Raw genomic sequence first — 16189 nt, forward strand, 5'->3', positions numbered from 1 at the left:
GCCCGACCGGGTGGGCCGGCCGCCCGGGTCCGCGCGCCCCTCACGTACGTCCGCAGGCCCTCCTCGGCGGGCCCGGCTCGGTCCGCCCTAGTCGTCCTCGGTGAGGGTGCCGTGCAGCGCGTCGGCCGCCTCGACCTCCTCGCGGGTGATGCCCAGCAGGTACAGCACGGTGTCCAGGAACGGCACGTTCACCGCGGTGTCGGCGGCCTCCCGCACCACCGGCTTGGCGTTGAACGCCACCCCGAGCCCGGCCGCGTTCAGCATGTCCAGGTCGTTGGCGCCGTCGCCGATCGCCACCGTCTGCTCCAGCGGCACCTTCGCCTGCTCGGCGAAGCGGGCCAGCCAGCGGGCCTTGCCGGCCCGGTCCACGATCTCGCCGACCACCCGGCCGGTGAACCTGCCGTCCACCACCTCCAGGGTGTTGGCCGCCGCGAAGTCCAGCCCCAGCTGCTCCACCAGGTGGTCGGTGACCTGGGTGAACCCGCCGGACACCACCGCGACCTGGTACCCGAGGCGCTGCAGGGTACGGATCAGGGTGCGGGCGCCCGGAGTGAAGCGCACCTCCGCCCGGACCTTCTCGGTCACCGAGGCGTCCAGCCCGGCCAGCAGCGCCACCCGGGCGTGCAGCGACTCGGCGAAGTCCAGCTCGCCGCGCATCGCCGCCGCCGTCACCTCGGCGACCTGCTCCTCGCAGCCCGCGTGGGCGGCGAACAGCTCGATCACCTCGTCCTGGATGAGCGTGGAGTCGACGTCCATGACCACCAGGCGCTTGGCCCGGCGCTCCAGCCCGGCGGCGACCACCGCGACGTCCACCCGCTGGGTGGCCGCCTCCTGGGCCAGCTCGGCGCGCAGTTCCTCGGTGGCCACACCGGAGACGGCCAGTTCGACCGCCGTCACCGGGTACTTGGCGAGTCGGAAGACACGGTCGATGTTGCCGCCCGACGCGGTGATCCGGGAGGTCAGCGCGGAGACGGCGGCGGCGGTCAGCGGGTGGCCGAGCACCGTGACGTGCGAACGGCCCTCGCGGCGCGGGCGGTTGTCGCCGATGCCGGAGAGGATCTCGGCCTGGAGCTTCTGCTCGTCGGCCCAGCGGTGGACGGTGGCCCGCAGCCCGCCCTCGGCGCCGGGTGCGGAGGGCGGGGTGACCAGGGCGCACAGGGTGATGCGGCCACGGGTCACGACCTGCTCGATGTCGATGACGACGACGCCGAATCCGGCCAGCGTCGCGAAGAGGCCGGCGGTGATGCCGGGGCGGTCCTTGCCGAACACCTTGACGAGCAGGGTGCGCTCGTCCGCGGTCCGGGGCTGGGCGGCGGGGAGGGGCTCAGCGGCCAGGGGCGATGCGTTCATGGTGCCTCCCACGCTACCCGTCGGCAGGCGGCCCGGGGGCACCCGTCCCACCTCGCGGGACACCGTGGCCGCGGGCTCCGGTAGCAGCCTGGTCACAGTCGTCCGGGCCGACTTTCACCGGCGGTCGGCGGGCTGGAATGATTCCCCCCGTCAGTCACAGGAACATCGCCCTCCCGGCCGGGGGCACAATTCGGGGGAACCGAGAGAGCGGGGCAGGCGGAGCAGTGCCGCAACTCGTCATCGAGATCAACGGACAGCAGCGGACTCTGGAGCCCGGGCGGTCCTACACCATCGGGCGCAACCCGCAGTCGGACTTCCCGTTCGACGACGCCAGGGTCTCCTGGCACCACGGGACCATCGGCTTCAACGGCAGCGGTTGGCAGCTGGACGACCACGGCAGCACCAACGGCACCTACGTGGCCGGTGCCCGGACCATGCAGGCCCAGCTGTTCCCCGGCGCCGTCGTCAACCTCGGCAACCCGGAGAACGGCCCCCGGCTCGGCTTCTCCGCGCCCGCGCACGCCGCCACCCCGGTGCACGAGGCCGTCACCACGCGCGGCCCGGCGCCGCAGCCCCAGCCGCCGGCCCCGCAGGACGCCTACCAGCAGCCGCCGCAGCAGCAGGCCTGGGCCGGCCAGGCACCGCCCCAGCAGCCGTTCCCGCCGCAGCAGTACGCGCCGCCGCCGCAGCAGGGCGGCTTCCCGCAGCAGCAGGGCTTCCCGGCGGACCAGGGCTTCCCCCAGCAGGGATTCCCGCCGCCGCAGCACGGCGGTGACGGTCCGCAGCCGACCATCATCCGCAACCTGACGGCGGCCATGCGCACCGCCCGGATCGGCCGCGCGCTCGACAACGACATCGTGGTGTCCGACCTCCAGGTCTCCCGCCACCACGCCGAGCTGCGCCAACTGCCGGACGGCCGCTACGAGATCGTCGACCTCGGCAGCCACAACGGCATCTTCCTCAACGGCCAGCGGGTGCAGCGCCAGCTGATGGGCCCGCAGGACCGGCTGACCGTCGGCCACTCCAGCTTCGTGCTGGTCGGCGACCAGCTGCAGGAGTTCGTCGACACCGGCGCGGTCTCCTTCTCCGCCCGCCACCTGACCGTCGAGGTCGACCACAAGGGCGGCAAGAAGGTCCTGCTCGACGACGTCAGCTTCGGCGTCCCGGAGAAGTCCCTGGTCGCGGTCATCGGCCCGTCCGGCTCCGGCAAGTCCACCCTGCTGCGCGCCCTCACCGGCTACCGCCCGGCCGACCGCGGCGAGGTGCTGTACGACGGCCGCAACCTCTACAAGCAGTTCGCCGAACTCCGCTCCCGCATCGGCCTGGTGCCGCAGTCGGAGATCCTGCACCGCGAGCTCACCGTGCGGAAGGGCCTCAAGTACGCGGCCCAGCTGCGCTTCCCCGGCGACACCGAGGCCCGCGAGCGCAATGCCCGGATCGACGAGGTGCTGTACGAGCTGCGCCTGGACAAGCGCGCCGACAACAAGATCACCGCGCTCTCCGGCGGCCAGCAGAAGCGCGTCTCGGTCGCCCTGGAACTGCTCACCAAGCCCTCGCTGATCTTCCTGGACGAGCCCACCTCGGGCCTCGACCCGGGCATGGACCGCGAGGTCATGCAGATGCTGCGCGGCCTCGCCGACGACGGCCGCACCATCCTGGTCGTCACCCACTCGGTCGCCGAACTCGCGCTCTGCGACCGGCTGCTGGTGATGGCGCCGGGCGGTTCGGTGGCCTACTTCGGCCCGCCGGACGAGGCGCTGCACTTCTTCGGGTACGAGACCTGGGCGGACGTCTTCCAGGCCTTCGAGAACTACCCGGACCACGACTGGGCCGGCCGCTACCGCGGCTCGGTGCACTACCAGCAGTACTCCGCCCCCACCGTGGAGGCGGGCGAGGTGCAGCACGCGCAGGTGGCCCAGGAGGCCGTCAGGCCGCCGAAGCCGCAGAGCTGGGGCTCGCAGCTGTGGACGCTGATGCGGCGCTACATGTCCGTGCTCGCCTCGGACCGCGGCTTCCTCGCGCTGTCGGTGCTGCTGCCCGCGGTCATCGGCGCGGTCAGCGTGCTGATCCCCAACGCGCCGGGGCTCGCGCCCAACCCGAACACGCAGCTCCACCTCAACAGCGGCGCCGCGACGATCATGCTGATCCTGGCGATCGGGGCCTGCTTCTCCGGGGCGGCCAACTCGGTCCGGGAGCTGATCAAGGAACGGGCGATCTACGAACGGGAACGGGCGACCGGCCTGTCCCGGTCGGCGTACATGATGTCCAAGATCATCGTGCTGGGCATCTTCAGCGTGATCCAGGGCGCCATCATCTCCGCCGTCGGCTTCCTGCCGCGCAAGCTCCCCGAGCACGGCCTGATCGTCAAGAACCTGCCGATCATCGAGATGACCATCGGCATGATCCTGCTCAGCTTCGCCGCCATGATGTTCGGCCTGATGATCTCCGCGCTGGTGAAGACCGCCGAGAAGACCATGCCGCTGCTGGTCATGTTCGCGATCATCCAGGTCGTCTTCACCGGCTGCCTCTTCCAGATCTTCAGCAAGCCCGGACTGGAGCAGGTCGCCTGGCTGATGCCGGCCCGCTGGGGCACCGGCATCGTCTCCACCACGCTCGACCTGTCCAAGCTCATGGGCCCCTGGAACAAGGACTTCCAGAACCCGCAGTACGACCCGCTGTGGGACCACACCGTCACCCAGTGGGCGATCGACGCGGGCGTGCTGATCGCCATCTCGGTCGTCATCGGCGTCCTCGTCACCCGGCTCCAGCGCCGGCACGAGCCCGAGGTCATGCAGAAGGGCTGACGGCCGACCGCCCCGAGGGCGGCTCTCCCCACCGGGGAGGGCCGCCCTCCGGCGTTTCCGGTCCCGTGCCGGCGTTTCCGGTCCCGTACCGCCGTGGTCCGGACCCGTGCCGCCGTGGCCCGGACCCACCGGCCGCGCAGGCCCCCCGGGACCGGCGGCCTAGGACTCCGGACCCGCGTCCGGCCCGGCCCGGGGCGGACGCGACCGCCCCGGCCACGGCGGTAGTTTGGCGGTATGCCCAGCACCACCGGAGACCACCGGGCCCACCCGGGCCCGCTGCCCGCCTGCGACCCCTGCCTGTCCGGGATCGAAACCGTCAGCCAGGCACTGCTCGGGATGAGCCGCCACTTGGAGGTCCGCGAGGTGCTGCGCCGCATCACCGCCTCCGCCCGCGACCTGCTCGGCGCCGAGTACGCCGCCCTGGGCGTGCCCGACGACCACGGCGGCTTCGCCCAGTTCGTGGTCGACGGCGTCACCGACGAGCAGTGGCGGGCGATCGGCCCGCTGCCCCGCCAGCACGGCGTGCTCGCCACGATGCTCCACGAGACCGGACCCACCCGCCTCGCCGACGTCCGCCGGGCGCCCTCCTTCGGCGGCTGGCCCGCCGCGCACCCCGAGATGGACGCCTTCCTCGGCATGCCGATCCTGGACACCGACGCGGCCGAGGACGAACCGCAGGTGATGGGCGTCGTCTTCCTCGCCAACAAGCACGGCGGCGGCCTCTTCACCGACCACGACGAGGAACTGCTGCGGATCCTCGCCGCCCACGCCGCCCTCGCCCTGTCCAACGCCCGGCTCTACGAGCGCAGCCGCGAACTCACCCTGGCCGGCGAACGCGCCCGGATCGCCCACGACCTGCACGACGCCGTCGCCCAGAAGCTGTTCTCGCTGCGCCTCACCGCCAAGGCCGCCGCCAAGCTCGTCGACCGCGACCCGGCCCGGGCCCGCGCCGAACTCGCCGAGGTCGCCCGGCTGGCCGCCGAGGCCGCCGACGAACTGCGCGCCGTCGTCGTCGAACTGCGGCCCGCCGCGCTGGAGGAGGACGGGCTCAGCGCGACCCTCGCCTCCCAGGTGCAGGTCCTCGACCGGGCGCACACCGCCGACGTCGCGTTCGCCGCCGACGGCGTCCGCGCGCTGCCGCCCGCCCAGGAGGCCGCGCTGCTGCGGGTCGCCCAGGAGGCGCTGCACAACGCGCTGCGCCACTCCGGCGCCCGCCGGGTCACCGTCACCCTGGCCGGGACGCCCGGCCGCGGCGCCGTGCTGCGGGTGCGCGACGACGGCCACGGCTTCGACCCCGAGTCCGTCCGCCGGGCCGGCCGCCACCTCGGCCTGGCCTCGATGCGCGACCGCGCGGCCGCCGTCGGCGGCACGCTCACCCTGGAGTCGGCCCCCGGCCGGGGGACGCTCGTCGAGATGGAGGTTCCCGGTGCCTGAGAGCACGCCGTCGATCCGCGTCCTGCTCGTCGACGACCACCAGGTGGTCCGGCGCGGGCTGCGCACCTTCCTGGAGGTCCAGGACGACATCGAGGTGGTCGGGGAGGCCGCCGACGGGGCGGAGGGCGTCGAGCGGGCCCGCGAACTCGACCCCGACGTCGTCCTGATGGACCTCAAGATGCCCGGCGTCGACGGGATCGAGGCGCTGCGCACCCTCAAGGGCGAGGGCAGCCGGGCCCGGATCCTGATCGTCACCAGCTTCACCGAGCACCGCACGATGGTCCCCGCGCTGCGGGCCGGCGCCGCCGGGTACGTCTACAAGGACGTGGACCCGGAGGCGCTGGCCGGGGCGATCCGCTCGGTGCACGCCGGGCACGTGCTGCTCCAGCCGGAGCTGGCCGAGGCCCTGCTGTCCGACGAGGGCCCGCGCGCGCCGCAGGGCCGCGGCGGCACCCTCACCGAGCGCGAGCGCGAGGTGCTCGGGCACATCGCCGACGGCCGCTCCAACCGGGAGATCGCCCGCAGCCTGCACCTGTCGGAGAAGACGGTGAAGACCCACGTCTCCAACATCCTGATGAAGCTGGACCTGGCCGACCGCACCCAGGCCGCGCTCTGGGCGGTGCGCAACGGCGAGGCCCGGGAGGGCGCGTCGGGCACCTGCTGACAGCCGGACAGCCGGACAGCCGGACAGCCGGACAGCGGGACAGCGGGACAGACGGACAAGCCGGGTCGGCCGGCCGACCCGCCGGCCGGCCGATCCGCCGGCCGGCGGCCCCGGCCGGGGGTCGGATTCCGGCCAGGTACCGCAGGCGTCCGCCCGAAGGCCGTCAGCGGGCCTCGCGCTCGTCCACCAGCGCGTTGTAGGCGGCCACCTGGGCACGCCGGGCGGTCTGCCGTAGCGGCGCCAGCACCGACTGCCGCGCGGCCATCTCGGACGCGCTGACGGCCGCGCCGTGGCCGCCGGAGGCGATCGCCAGCAGGGCGGACACCTGCCGGGCCGACTCCAGCACCCGGACGGCCCGCGGCGGGTAGCCCGGCGCCAGCAGCTCGGCGTGCCCGCGCCGGCGGTACGCCTCCAGGGCGCGCACGGCCTCCGGTCCGGCGCCGGCCACGTCGAGCCGGGTCAGCAGGACGGTCGCCTCGCGCAGCCCCTCCGCCAGCTCGCGCTCGGCCTCGTGCAGCGACGGCACGTCCGCCGCCGGCCCGTCGTTCACCTCGGAGCAGCGCCACAGCACGGTCGCCGACCGGTCCCCGGGCGGCCCGAACACCTCGACCTCCGGGACCAGCCCGAGCGGCACGCCCACCGCCAGGACGGCCTCGCCGGCGGTCATCGCGCGGTCGTTGAACGGCGCCGGGCCGGTCAGGCCCAGCGGGTGTCCGGCGGAGGGCAGCGCGAGGCGCAGGCCCGTGACTCCCATCACCCGCAGCCGGCCCAGCGCCCAGGTCAGCCCGTGCAGCTCGCCCGGAGCGTCCCCGGGCAGTCCGGCCACCCGGTGGCTCTCGTCGGCGCCCAGTACGGCCGCGGCGGCGTTGTCGGGCGGCACCAGGCCCGCCAGCAAGGCGTTGCCCCAGGCGGCCAGCCGCCCCGAACGGGGCTCTTCGTACGGATTGTCGGCAGGGTTCGCGAGCATCCGGCCAGCCTACGGAATCGGCGGTCATCCGCGTGGCGTAGGTTTGCCCATGCGTGTGCGGCGCACCCACCCCGTGCCCACCGGCTGCCGGAGTCGGCGTGCCGCCCGCACCGACGGCCGAGAATCTTGTTTTTTGGGGAAGGCATAGGCATGAGCGACGTGCTGGAGCTGGTGGACGTATCCGTGGTCCGGGAGGGGCGCGCGCTGGTCGACCAGGTCTCGTGGTCCATCTCCGAGGGTGAGCGCTGGGTCATCCTGGGCCCGAACGGCGCCGGCAAGACCACCCTGCTGCAGATCGCCTCCTCGTACCTGTTCCCGACCTCGGGCAAGGTCAGCGTGCTGGGCGAGAAGCTCGGCGAGATCGACGTCTTCGAGCTGCGCTCCCGGATCGGCCTGGCCGGCGCCGCCATGTTCGACAAGCTGCCGGCCGAGCAGACCGTGCTCCAGACGGTGCTCACCGCCGCCTACGGCATGACGGTCAGCTGGCAGGAGACCTACGAGCAGTCGGACGAGGGCCGCGCCCTCGCGCTGCTCGACCGCCTCGGCATGGCCGGCCTCACCGACCGCAAGTTCGGCACCCTCTCCGAGGGCGAGCGCAAGCGCACCCTGATCGCCCGCGCCCTGATGACCGACCCCGAGCTGCTGCTGCTCGACGAGCCCGCGGCCGGCCTGGACCTCGGCGGCCGCGAGGACCTGGTCCGCCGGCTCGGCGCGCTCGCCCAGGACGAGTTCGCCCCGGCCATGGCGATGGTCACCCACCACGTGGAGGAGATCGCCCCCGGCTTCACCCACGTCCTGATGATCCGGCAGGGCAAGGTGCTCACGGCCGGTCCGATCGACACCGAGCTGACCGCCCGCAACCTCTCCAAGTGCTTCGGCCTGCCGCTCACCCTGGAGCGCCACGGCGACCGCTGGTCGGCGCAGGGTCTGCCGCTGGGCTGAGGCCCCGTCCGCCCCCTCCACCGGAAGGCTGTCGGAACCGGTCGCACGTGCGACCGGTTTCCGCCCCTCGACCTGCGGGAACTGTCCGCTACGAAGGCCTTCGCTCCCTAGGATGGATGTGTGGACAGCTGGATCTGGTGGCTCCTGGCCGCCGCAGGGCTAGGCATACCGCTGGTTCTCACCGCGATGCCGGAGTTCGCCATGTTCGCGGTCGGGGCACTGGCCGCCGCGGTCGTCGCCGGGCTCGGCGGGGGAGTGGTCGTGGAGACCGCGACCTTCCTCGTGGTCTCGGTCGCGCTGGTGGTCTTCGTCCGGCCGATCGCCTACCGGCAGATGCAGAAGGGCCCGCAGGTCAAGATGGGCATCGAGGCGCTGCACGGCGCCACCGCGGTCGTCGCGGAAACCGTCGACGGGGAGGGCGGACGGATCAAGCTGAACGGCGAGATCTGGTCGGCCCGCGCGCTCCACCCGGACCAGGTGTACCAGCCCGGGCAGCAGGTCGACGTCGTCGAAATCCAGGGCGCGACCGCCCTGGTCGTCTAGGGGAGAGTCCGTGGAACCCGTCCTTATCGTCCTGGTCGTCCTGGTCGTGGTGGCCTTCATCGCGCTGATCAAGACGATCCAGGTGATCCCGCAGGCGAGCGCGGCGATCGTCGAGCGCTTCGGCCGCTACACCCGGACGCTCAACGCGGGGCTGAACATCGTCGTCCCGTTCATCGACCGCGTCCGCAACCGGATCGACCTGCGCGAGCAGGTCGTGCCGTTCCCGCCGCAGCCGGTGATCACCCAGGACAACCTGGTGGTCAACATCGACACCGTCATCTACTACCAGGTCACCGACCCGCGCGCGGCCACCTACGAGGTCGCGAGCTACATCCAGGCCATCGAGCAGCTGACCGTCACCACGCTGCGCAACATCATCGGCTCGATGGACCTGGAGTCCACCCTGACCTCCCGCGAGGTCATCAACGCCGGTCTGCGCGGCGTCCTGGACGAGGCCACCGGCAAGTGGGGCATCCGGGTCAACCGCGTCGAGCTGAAGGCGATCGAGCCGCCGACCTCCATCCAGGACTCGATGGAGAAGCAGATGCGCGCCGACCGTGACAAGCGCGCCGCGATCCTCACCGCAGAGGGCCAGCGCCAGGCGCAGATCCTCAAGGCCGAGGGTGAGAAGCAGGCGGACGTGCTCAGGGCCGAGGGTGAGGCGCAGGCCGCGGTGCTGCGCGCCGACGGTGAGGCGGCCGCGATCCGGACGGTCTTCGAGGCCATCCACGACGGCGACGCCGACCAGAAGCTGCTCGCCTACCAGTACCTCCAGACCCTGCCCGAGCTGGCCAAGGGCGACTCCAACAAGCTCTGGATCATCCCCAGCGAGGTCGGCGACGCGCTCAAGGGCCTCGGCGGCGCCTTCGGCGGCCTGACCGGCAACGGCGGCGGGATGAACGGCGGCGCGGTCGCGGCGCCCAGCATCCCGCAGGCGGCCCCGGCGGCCACCCAGGTGCCGATCGACCCGGCGTCCGGGCCCCGGCCGGTGGACACCGACAAGGGTGCGGCCCGTCCCCGGGTGGACCCGACCCGGGAGTACCCCAAGATCGACCCGGAGTGACCGGAGTGACCGGCCTGGCCGGAGTGGCCGGCTGAGCTGCCGGGCAGTGCTCCGCCGAGGGCCCGCCGCCGTACGTCTCCCGTACGGCCGCGGGCCCTCGGCGTGTCCGGGCGGCCGCCCGCGACGGTGTGGCGTACGTCCCGAATCGTGGGCGGGTCTGGTCCGGCGGGAGGCCGGTCCGGCATGATCCCCTCGGACAGGACCGAGAGGAGAAGTGACCCATGACGCTCTGGGAGGCGGTCGCCGTCCTGGTGGCCGGGGTCGGCGCCGGAATGATCAATGTGATCGTCGGCTCCGGGACCCTGATCACCTTTCCGGTCCTGCTCGCCGTCGGCATCCCGCCGGTCACCGCCAACGTCTCCAACTCCTTCGGCCTGGTGCCCGGTTCGCTCAGCGGCGTGATCGGCTACCGCCGCGAACTGGCCGACCAGGGCCGCCGGGTGCTGCGCCTGGGCACCGCCTCGCTGCTCGGCGGGCTGCTCGGCGCACTGCTGCTGATCAAGCTGCCGAGCGGCGCCTTCGACGCGATCGTGCCGGTGCTGATCCTGCTGGCGCTCGTCCTGGTGGTGATCCAGCCCCGGGTGGCCAAGGCCGTCGCCGCCCGCCGCCGGCCCGGCGGCGACCCGGACGGCAGCCCGGTCCTGCTGGTCGGGGTGTTCCTCACCGGCATCTACGGCGGGTACTTCGGTGCCGCGCAGGGCGTCCTGCTGATGGCGCTGATGGGCATGCTGCTGCAGGAGGAGCTCCAGCGGATCAACGCGGTGAAGAACGCCCTGGCGATGATCGTCAACAGTGTCGCCGCGCTGTTCTTCCTGTTCACCTCGACGGTGAACTGGACCGCCGCCGGCCTGATCGCGGTGGGCTCGCTGATCGGCGGCCTGGTCGGGGCCAAGGTCGGCCGCCGCCTCCCGCCGACCGCGCTGCGGGTGGTCATCGTGGTGGTCGGCCTCGCGGCCGTCACCAAGCTGCTGCTGAGCTGAACGGCACGGAGGCCCGGCAGGGGGGAGCGCCGGGTGCCGGGTGAGTAACAAGAACCCCACGAGGATCCGAGGAGAGTACGGACAATGGCCCTGGAGATGCGCGGGACCTGCGAGCGCTGCGAGGTGTCGCTGACCGCTGACGGCCCCGCCTCGATATGTTCCTACGAGTGCACCTTCTGCCGGGACTGCACCGAGGCCATGGCCGGCCGCTGCCCCAACTGCGGCGGCGAACTGGCGGCCCGTCCGCGTCGGAAGGCCGCCTGACACCGGGTACCCCGGACCGACAGCTGAGGAGCGCAGGGATGAGCAGCAGGGCACGGCTGAGCGAGGACGAGATCACGGCAGCCCTGGCGGCACTGCCGGAGTGGACCCGGGAGGGCGACAGCATCGCCCGCACCGCCGAGACCCCGAGCTTCCCGGCGGCGATCCGGGTGGTCGCCGCCGTCGCCGAGCAGGCCGAGAGCCTCGACCACCACCCCGACATCGACATCCGCTGGCGCACCCTGCGCTTCGTCCTGTCCACCCACAGCGCCGGCGGCCTCACCGGCCTGGACTTCACCCTGGCCGCCCGCATCGACGAGGCCCTCGGCGCCGAGTCCACGGGCTGACGCGGGCCCGGCGCGGGCCTTCGTGGCCCGGCGCGGCCGCGCCGTGGGGCCGGGCGGTACGGCCGAGGGCCCGGGCCGTACCCTCAGGCGGGCGTGAGATGCTGACTGCCGCATCGGCAGGCAGGCGGCTCGGGAGGGACGGAACGGATGGCGCAGGAGCCCTTCGGAGACGCCCACCACGGGCAGCAGCAGTGGCACCCCCAGGACCAGCCCGACCCGGCCCGGCCGGACTGGCAGGCCGCCGGGTACCACGGGCAGCAGGCGCAGGAGCAGGCGTACTGGCAGCAGCAGGCGGGCTACGGCGCGGCCGGGTACGGTCAGCAGCCGTCCTACGACCAGCAGTCGTCGTACGGTCAGGCCGACTACGACCAGGGCGGGTACGGGCAGACCGGGTACGGGCAGACCGGGTACGTCGAGGGCGGTTACGTCCAGGGGCAGTACGGCGGTCAGGAGCAGTACCGGCAGCAGTACCAGCAGCCGTATCCGCAGTACGCGGACCACGCGCAGCAGCAGCCGGAGCAGCAGTACGCGCCGTACGCCGCGCCGCAGCAGTCCGCCGGCGAGGGGCTGTACGTCCCGCTGGGGGCGGAGTACTCGGCCGACGGGTACGTGCACGTCGAGGAGGCCGAGCCGGAGCCCGCGCCGTCGGCGGAGGGCATCCCGGAGAACGCCTCGGAGAAGTCGCGGCAGGGGACCCCGGAAGGGGACCAGGAGCAGGGGGCTGAGCCCGCGTCCGGGCGCGTCGGCCGCTCCCGGGCCGCCGCCCGCCGGCGTGGTGGCGGCGGCTCCGGTGCCGCTTCGGTGTCCGACTCCGGATCGGGTGCCGGTTCGGCCTCCGGTTCGGGTGCCGGTTCGGGTTCCTCGCTCTCGGCGAAGGCGCGCAGGGCCGCCGAGGCCGTGCTGAGCGGCGAGCACGTGCCCAGTCGCAAGGCCCTGATGGTGCGGGCCGGCGCAGGGGTGGCAGCGCTGGGGGTCCTGGTGGCGGCCGGGCTGATGGTCGGTACCGAGGGCGGTGGCAGCGCGGCCGCCAGCAGTGGTGGCGAGCCGGGGTTCGCGGTGGCGCACGCCCGGGCGTGGTCGGCGCAGCCGGTCGCGGCCGGACAGCCCGCGGGTGACGACACCCTGATCGGCAGCTGGCTGCTGGCGGACGCGGTGGTCCGGGCGGACGGTTCCGGGGTGCGGGCGTACGACCGGGCGAGCGGCAAGCAGGCCTGGTCCGTCGAGCCGCCGGCCGCCGGGGCCGTCCCGTGCGGGCTGTCGGCGAGCGTGAACCGGGCGGGCCTGGGCGCGGCGCTGTTCCGTCCGCAGGCGGATCCGAAGAGCCCCTGCACGCTGGTGGCCGCCGTGGACACCAAGACCGGCAAGACCGTCTGGACCAAGACCCTCTCGGACACCAAGGGCGCCTACTCCGCACGGGTGGGCGTCACCGAGGACAAGGTGGTCGCGGTCGGCGACGAGCGTGCGGTGGCCTGGGAGTCGGCCGACGGCAAGGACGTCTGGCAGTACACCGGGCAGGGCAAGTTCTGCACCCTCTCCGGGGGCGTCAGCGGCAAGACCGTGCTGGTCGCCTCCTCGTGCGCCGACTCGACGCCCGCCGACCAGGCGGTCTCGCTGAACATCGCGGACGGCAAGGTCGGCTGGTGGCGGGGCCTGAACAACCAGCCGAAGACGGTGACCGTGCTGTCCGCCGAGCCCGCCGTGGTGCTCACCACCGGCGACAAGCCGGAGAACGACCGGGTCTTCGCCTGGGGCGCCGCCGGCGATCCGGCCGCCGAGATCCCGGTGGTCACGGACGGCGGCCGGCTGGACGTCGCCCACGGCACCTTCGCGGCCACCCCCGAGGTGTTCTTCGAGGGCCGCACGATGGTCACCACCCTGGCGCCGGCGAACGGCGGAGGGCCGGCGGCCGCGGTCGGCTACGACCTGGACACCGGAAAGCAGCGCTGGAAGGTTCCGACCGCCGCCAAGGGCACCGTCCGGGCGGTCGGCATCGACGGCGGTTCGCTGGTGCTCGCCGCCGACGAACGCCGCGACCAGCCCGCCCGCCTCAGCCGGTTCCCGCTGGCGGGCGGCCAGGAGGCGACCGGCGGCAACTTCCCGCCGGGGACCGGCTCGCTGCTGGTCTCCGGGCGGGTGATGATCGGCGGCGGACAGGTGGTCGTGGTGCCCGACCACTCGGGGAACTTCGGCACGGCGGCCGGGTACCAGGCGAAGGGCTGAGGCGGCCTTCCGTCCCCGTCACGCCGCCGGGACCGTTACGCCGGCGACGCTGTCACGCCGCCGGGGCCGTCACGCCGCCGGGACGGGCATGGCCGCGATGGGCGGCAGCCAGTCGGCGAGCTCCCGGGCCTCCGAGACGCGCAGGCCGAGCGCCAGCATCAGGCTGGCCTGCGGGGTCGGCACGAACGGGCGGCGCAGCAGCTTCATCCCGGCCTGCTCCGGCGTCCGGTCCGCCTTGCGCTGGTTGTCCTCCGCGCACGCGGCCACGGTGTTCAGCCAACTGTCCGCTCCACCCCGCGACTTGGGGTGGAGGTGGTCCACCGTGGTGGCCCGCCTGCCGCAGTACGCGCACAGGTGCTGGTCCCTGGCCAGGACACCCCGCCGCGACCACGAGGCCTGTTGTCGGAACGGCACCCGTACGTACCGTTGCAGTCTGATCACCCTCGGGACCGGCATGGCGACGCCCGTCCCCCGGATCGAGCGCAGCGGATGCGCCTGCTCCACCACCGCCTTGTCCTGGAGCACCAGGACGACGGCGCGCTGGAGCGACACCGTTGTCAGGGGCTCGTAGCTCGCATTCAGAACCAGCGTGTTGCGCACTCGGCACACCCTTCCCACGGGCGTGCCACGGCGGCACGACCGTCTCCACACACGTCACTGCCGCCGCACGGCGGTGACACCACTCTGGACGGGCGCACAGCCGACGAACAACGGAATTTCCGGCATCGGCGAGGGGGCGGGGGGAGCGGACCGCCGGAGCCGGTGGGGCGCCTCGGGGAAAACCCGCCGGCCGGAACCGCGTAGGCTCTATCAGGCTGGAGTCGTTCCGATCCGGGGCCCGACCGAAGAGGGCCGCTGCCGGGCGGACGCCCGATCGAAGGAGAAGCGTGACCGTGACGGACATCGTCGACGAGCTGCAGTGGCGAGGGCTGATCGCCCTGTCCACCGACGAGGACGCACTGCGCAAGGCGTTCGCGGACGGCCCGGTCACGTTCTATTGCGGCTTCGACCCGACGGCCCCCAGCCTGCACCTGGGCAACCTGGTGCAGATCCTCACCATGCGCCGCATCCAGCAGGCGGGGAACCTCCCGCTCGGCCTGGTCGGCGGCGCCACGGGCCTGATCGGCGACCCGAAGCCCACCGCGGAGCGCGTGCTCAACGACCCCGAGACGGTGGCCGCCTGGGTGGAGCGCCTGCGCGGCCAGATCTCCCGGTTCCTCGACTTCGAGGGCCCGTACGCGGCGCGCATGGTCAACAACCTGGACTGGACCTCCGGGATGTCGGCCATCAGCCTGCTGCGGGACGTGGGCAAGTACTTCCGGGTCAACAACATGATCGCCAAGGAGGCCGTCGCCCGACGGCTCAACTCCGACGCGGGCATCAGCTACACCGAGTTCAGCTACCAGATCCTCCAGGGCATGGACTACCTGGAGCTGAACCGCCGCTACGGCTGCACCCTGCAGACCGGCGGCAGCGACCAGTGGGGCAACCTGACCGCCGGCACGGACCTGATCCGCAAGGCCGACGCCAAGTCCGTCCACGCGCTGGCCACGCCGCTGATCGTCAAGGCCGACGGCACCAAGTTCGGCAAGACCGAGTCCGGCACGGTCTGGCTCGACCCCGAGCTGACCACCCCGTACGCCTTCTACCAGTTCTGGCTGAACGCGGACGACCGGGACGTCCCCAACTTCCTGCGGATCTTCAGCTTCCGCTCGAAGGAGGAGGTCGAGGAGCTGGAGCGTGAGACCGCCGAGCGCCCGGCCGCCCGCCTCGCCCAGCGCGCGCTCGCCGAGGAGCTCACCACCCTGGTCCACGGCGCCGAGCAGTACGAGCGCGCGGTCGCCGCGTCCAAGGCGCTGTTCGGCCAGGGCGACCTCGCCGACCTGGAGGCCCCGACCCTGGCTGCCGCCCTGGCCGAGGTCCCGAAGGCCGAGGTGCCCGAACTCCAGCCGATGGTCGACCTGTTGGTCGCCGTCGGCCTGGCGCCGAGCCGTTCGGCCGCCCGCCGGACGATCAAGGAGGGCGGCGCCTACCTCAACAACGTCAAGGTGACGGACGAGGAAGCGGTGCCGACCGAGGCCGACCTGCTGCACGGCCGCTGGCTGGTGCTGCGGCGCGGCAAGCGGAACCTGGCGGCGGCCGAGCTGGTGTCGGCCGGCTGAGTACCTGGCTGAAAACGCACGCGCTCTGAGCTGTGGCTTCGAGCACCAAGGGCCGGATCCGGACAGATCCGGCCCTTGACGTTTGACGATGTCGTCCAGGTGGCCTAGTGTTGAACGAGTCGCTGGAGCGGCCACCCCACTCGGCAAGACCCACTCTCACACCTCGAAGCCCATTCACTTGGGTTACTCGGCGTTTTCGTCGACGGGTGCGGGCGTGAATTTCGAGTAAATCTCGGAATGCGCTAACGTGGTGGTTGTCGCAGAAAGTGACCCCGGCCAGTTCGGGAAATCGGATGAATGAAACTCCGGAAAACGGAGCGGAAAACATCTGGTAAGCTGGAAACACGAAAGAACGAGAGCCCGGAGGGTCCGCTGGAAGGCGGTCCGAAGGAAGCGTCCGTTCCTTGAGAACTCAACAGCGTGCCAAAAGTCAACGCCAGATATGTTGACAT

Annotated in this window: 14 protein-coding genes; 11 read left to right on the forward strand and 3 right to left on the reverse strand. The window is 72.7% G+C overall.

Annotation, left to right across the window (positions count from 1 at the left end; translation table 11 throughout):
• Positions 1-87: 87 nt before the first annotated feature.
• A complete protein-coding gene (gene serB, locus ACFQ6N_RS38730; protein WP_380658833.1) occupies positions 88-1350 on the reverse strand; it encodes a phosphoserine phosphatase SerB in 1263 nt (420 codons plus the stop codon).
• 224 nt (positions 1351-1574) lie between these two features.
• Between serB and ACFQ6N_RS38735 the strand changes: the two genes are divergently transcribed.
• The 3 genes from ACFQ6N_RS38735 (at position 1575) to ACFQ6N_RS38745 (ending at position 6252) form a co-directional block, all read left to right on the forward strand.
• Complete coding sequence (locus ACFQ6N_RS38735; RefSeq protein WP_380658834.1) at positions 1575-4154, forward strand: FHA domain-containing protein; 2580 nt, start codon at positions 1575-1577, stop codon at positions 4152-4154.
• Between the two features lie 336 nt (positions 4155-4490).
• Positions 4491-5588 carry a GAF domain-containing sensor histidine kinase gene (locus ACFQ6N_RS38740; protein WP_380658846.1) on the forward strand — a complete coding sequence of 366 codons (1098 nt, stop codon included), beginning with the start codon at positions 4491-4493 and terminating at the stop codon, positions 5586-5588.
• Positions 5581-6252, forward strand: coding sequence for a response regulator (locus ACFQ6N_RS38745; protein ID WP_380658835.1), 672 nt, complete (start codon positions 5581-5583; stop codon positions 6250-6252). The genes ACFQ6N_RS38740 and ACFQ6N_RS38745 overlap by 8 nt, the downstream gene beginning before the upstream one ends.
• 163 nt (positions 6253-6415) lie before the next feature.
• On the opposite strand, the gene ACFQ6N_RS38750 is transcribed toward ACFQ6N_RS38745, so the two are convergent.
• Positions 6416-7219, reverse strand: coding sequence for a hypothetical protein (locus ACFQ6N_RS38750; protein ID WP_380658836.1), 804 nt, complete (start codon positions 7217-7219; stop codon positions 6416-6418).
• A 150-nt stretch (positions 7220-7369) separates the two neighbouring features.
• Between ACFQ6N_RS38750 and ACFQ6N_RS38755 the strand changes: the two genes are divergently transcribed.
• From ACFQ6N_RS38755 to ACFQ6N_RS38785, 7 genes are all read left to right on the forward strand, one after another.
• A complete protein-coding gene (locus ACFQ6N_RS38755; RefSeq protein WP_380658837.1) occupies positions 7370-8161 on the forward strand; it encodes an ABC transporter ATP-binding protein in 792 nt (263 codons plus the stop codon).
• Positions 8162-8281: 120 nt separating this feature from the next.
• A complete protein-coding gene (locus ACFQ6N_RS38760) occupies positions 8282-8704 on the forward strand; it encodes an NfeD family protein (RefSeq protein WP_380658838.1) in 423 nt (140 codons plus the stop codon).
• A 10-nt stretch (positions 8705-8714) separates the two neighbouring features.
• A complete protein-coding gene (locus ACFQ6N_RS38765; RefSeq protein ID WP_380658839.1) occupies positions 8715-9767 on the forward strand; it encodes an SPFH domain-containing protein in 1053 nt (350 codons plus the stop codon).
• Positions 9768-9988: 221 nt separating this feature from the next.
• Positions 9989-10747, forward strand: a complete 759-nt coding sequence (locus ACFQ6N_RS38770; RefSeq protein WP_380658840.1) for a sulfite exporter TauE/SafE family protein — start codon at positions 9989-9991, stop codon at positions 10745-10747.
• A gap of 84 nt (positions 10748-10831) precedes the next feature.
• Complete coding sequence (locus tag ACFQ6N_RS38775; RefSeq protein ID WP_380658842.1) at positions 10832-11011, forward strand: DUF1272 domain-containing protein; 180 nt, start codon at positions 10832-10834, stop codon at positions 11009-11011.
• 38 nt (positions 11012-11049) lie between these two features.
• Positions 11050-11355: a 4a-hydroxytetrahydrobiopterin dehydratase gene (locus tag ACFQ6N_RS38780; protein ID WP_380658843.1), complete on the forward strand. Its 306-nt coding sequence runs from the start codon at positions 11050-11052 to the stop codon at positions 11353-11355.
• 147 nt (positions 11356-11502) lie between these two features.
• Positions 11503-13575 (forward strand): PQQ-binding-like beta-propeller repeat protein, encoded by a 2073-nt coding sequence (locus tag ACFQ6N_RS38785; RefSeq protein ID WP_380658844.1) that lies wholly within the window; start codon positions 11503-11505, stop codon positions 13573-13575.
• A 69-nt stretch (positions 13576-13644) separates the two neighbouring features.
• Here the strand turns inward: ACFQ6N_RS38785 and ACFQ6N_RS38790 are convergent, their stop codons facing one another.
• Entirely contained in the window at positions 13645-14175 is a 531-nt protein-coding gene (locus ACFQ6N_RS38790) for an HNH endonuclease (RefSeq protein ID WP_380658845.1), read from the reverse strand.
• A 293-nt stretch (positions 14176-14468) separates the two neighbouring features.
• Here ACFQ6N_RS38790 and tyrS point away from each other — a divergent pair, with 293 nt between their 5' ends.
• On the forward strand, positions 14469-15737 hold the full coding sequence (tyrS, locus tag ACFQ6N_RS38795; protein WP_380658847.1) for a tyrosine--tRNA ligase: 1269 nt from the start codon (positions 14469-14471) through the stop codon (positions 15735-15737).
• Positions 15738-16189 lie beyond the last annotated feature (452 nt).

Source organism: Kitasatospora sp. NPDC056446, assembly GCF_042796115.1.
GTDB lineage: Bacteria > Actinomycetota > Actinomycetes > Streptomycetales > Streptomycetaceae > Kitasatospora.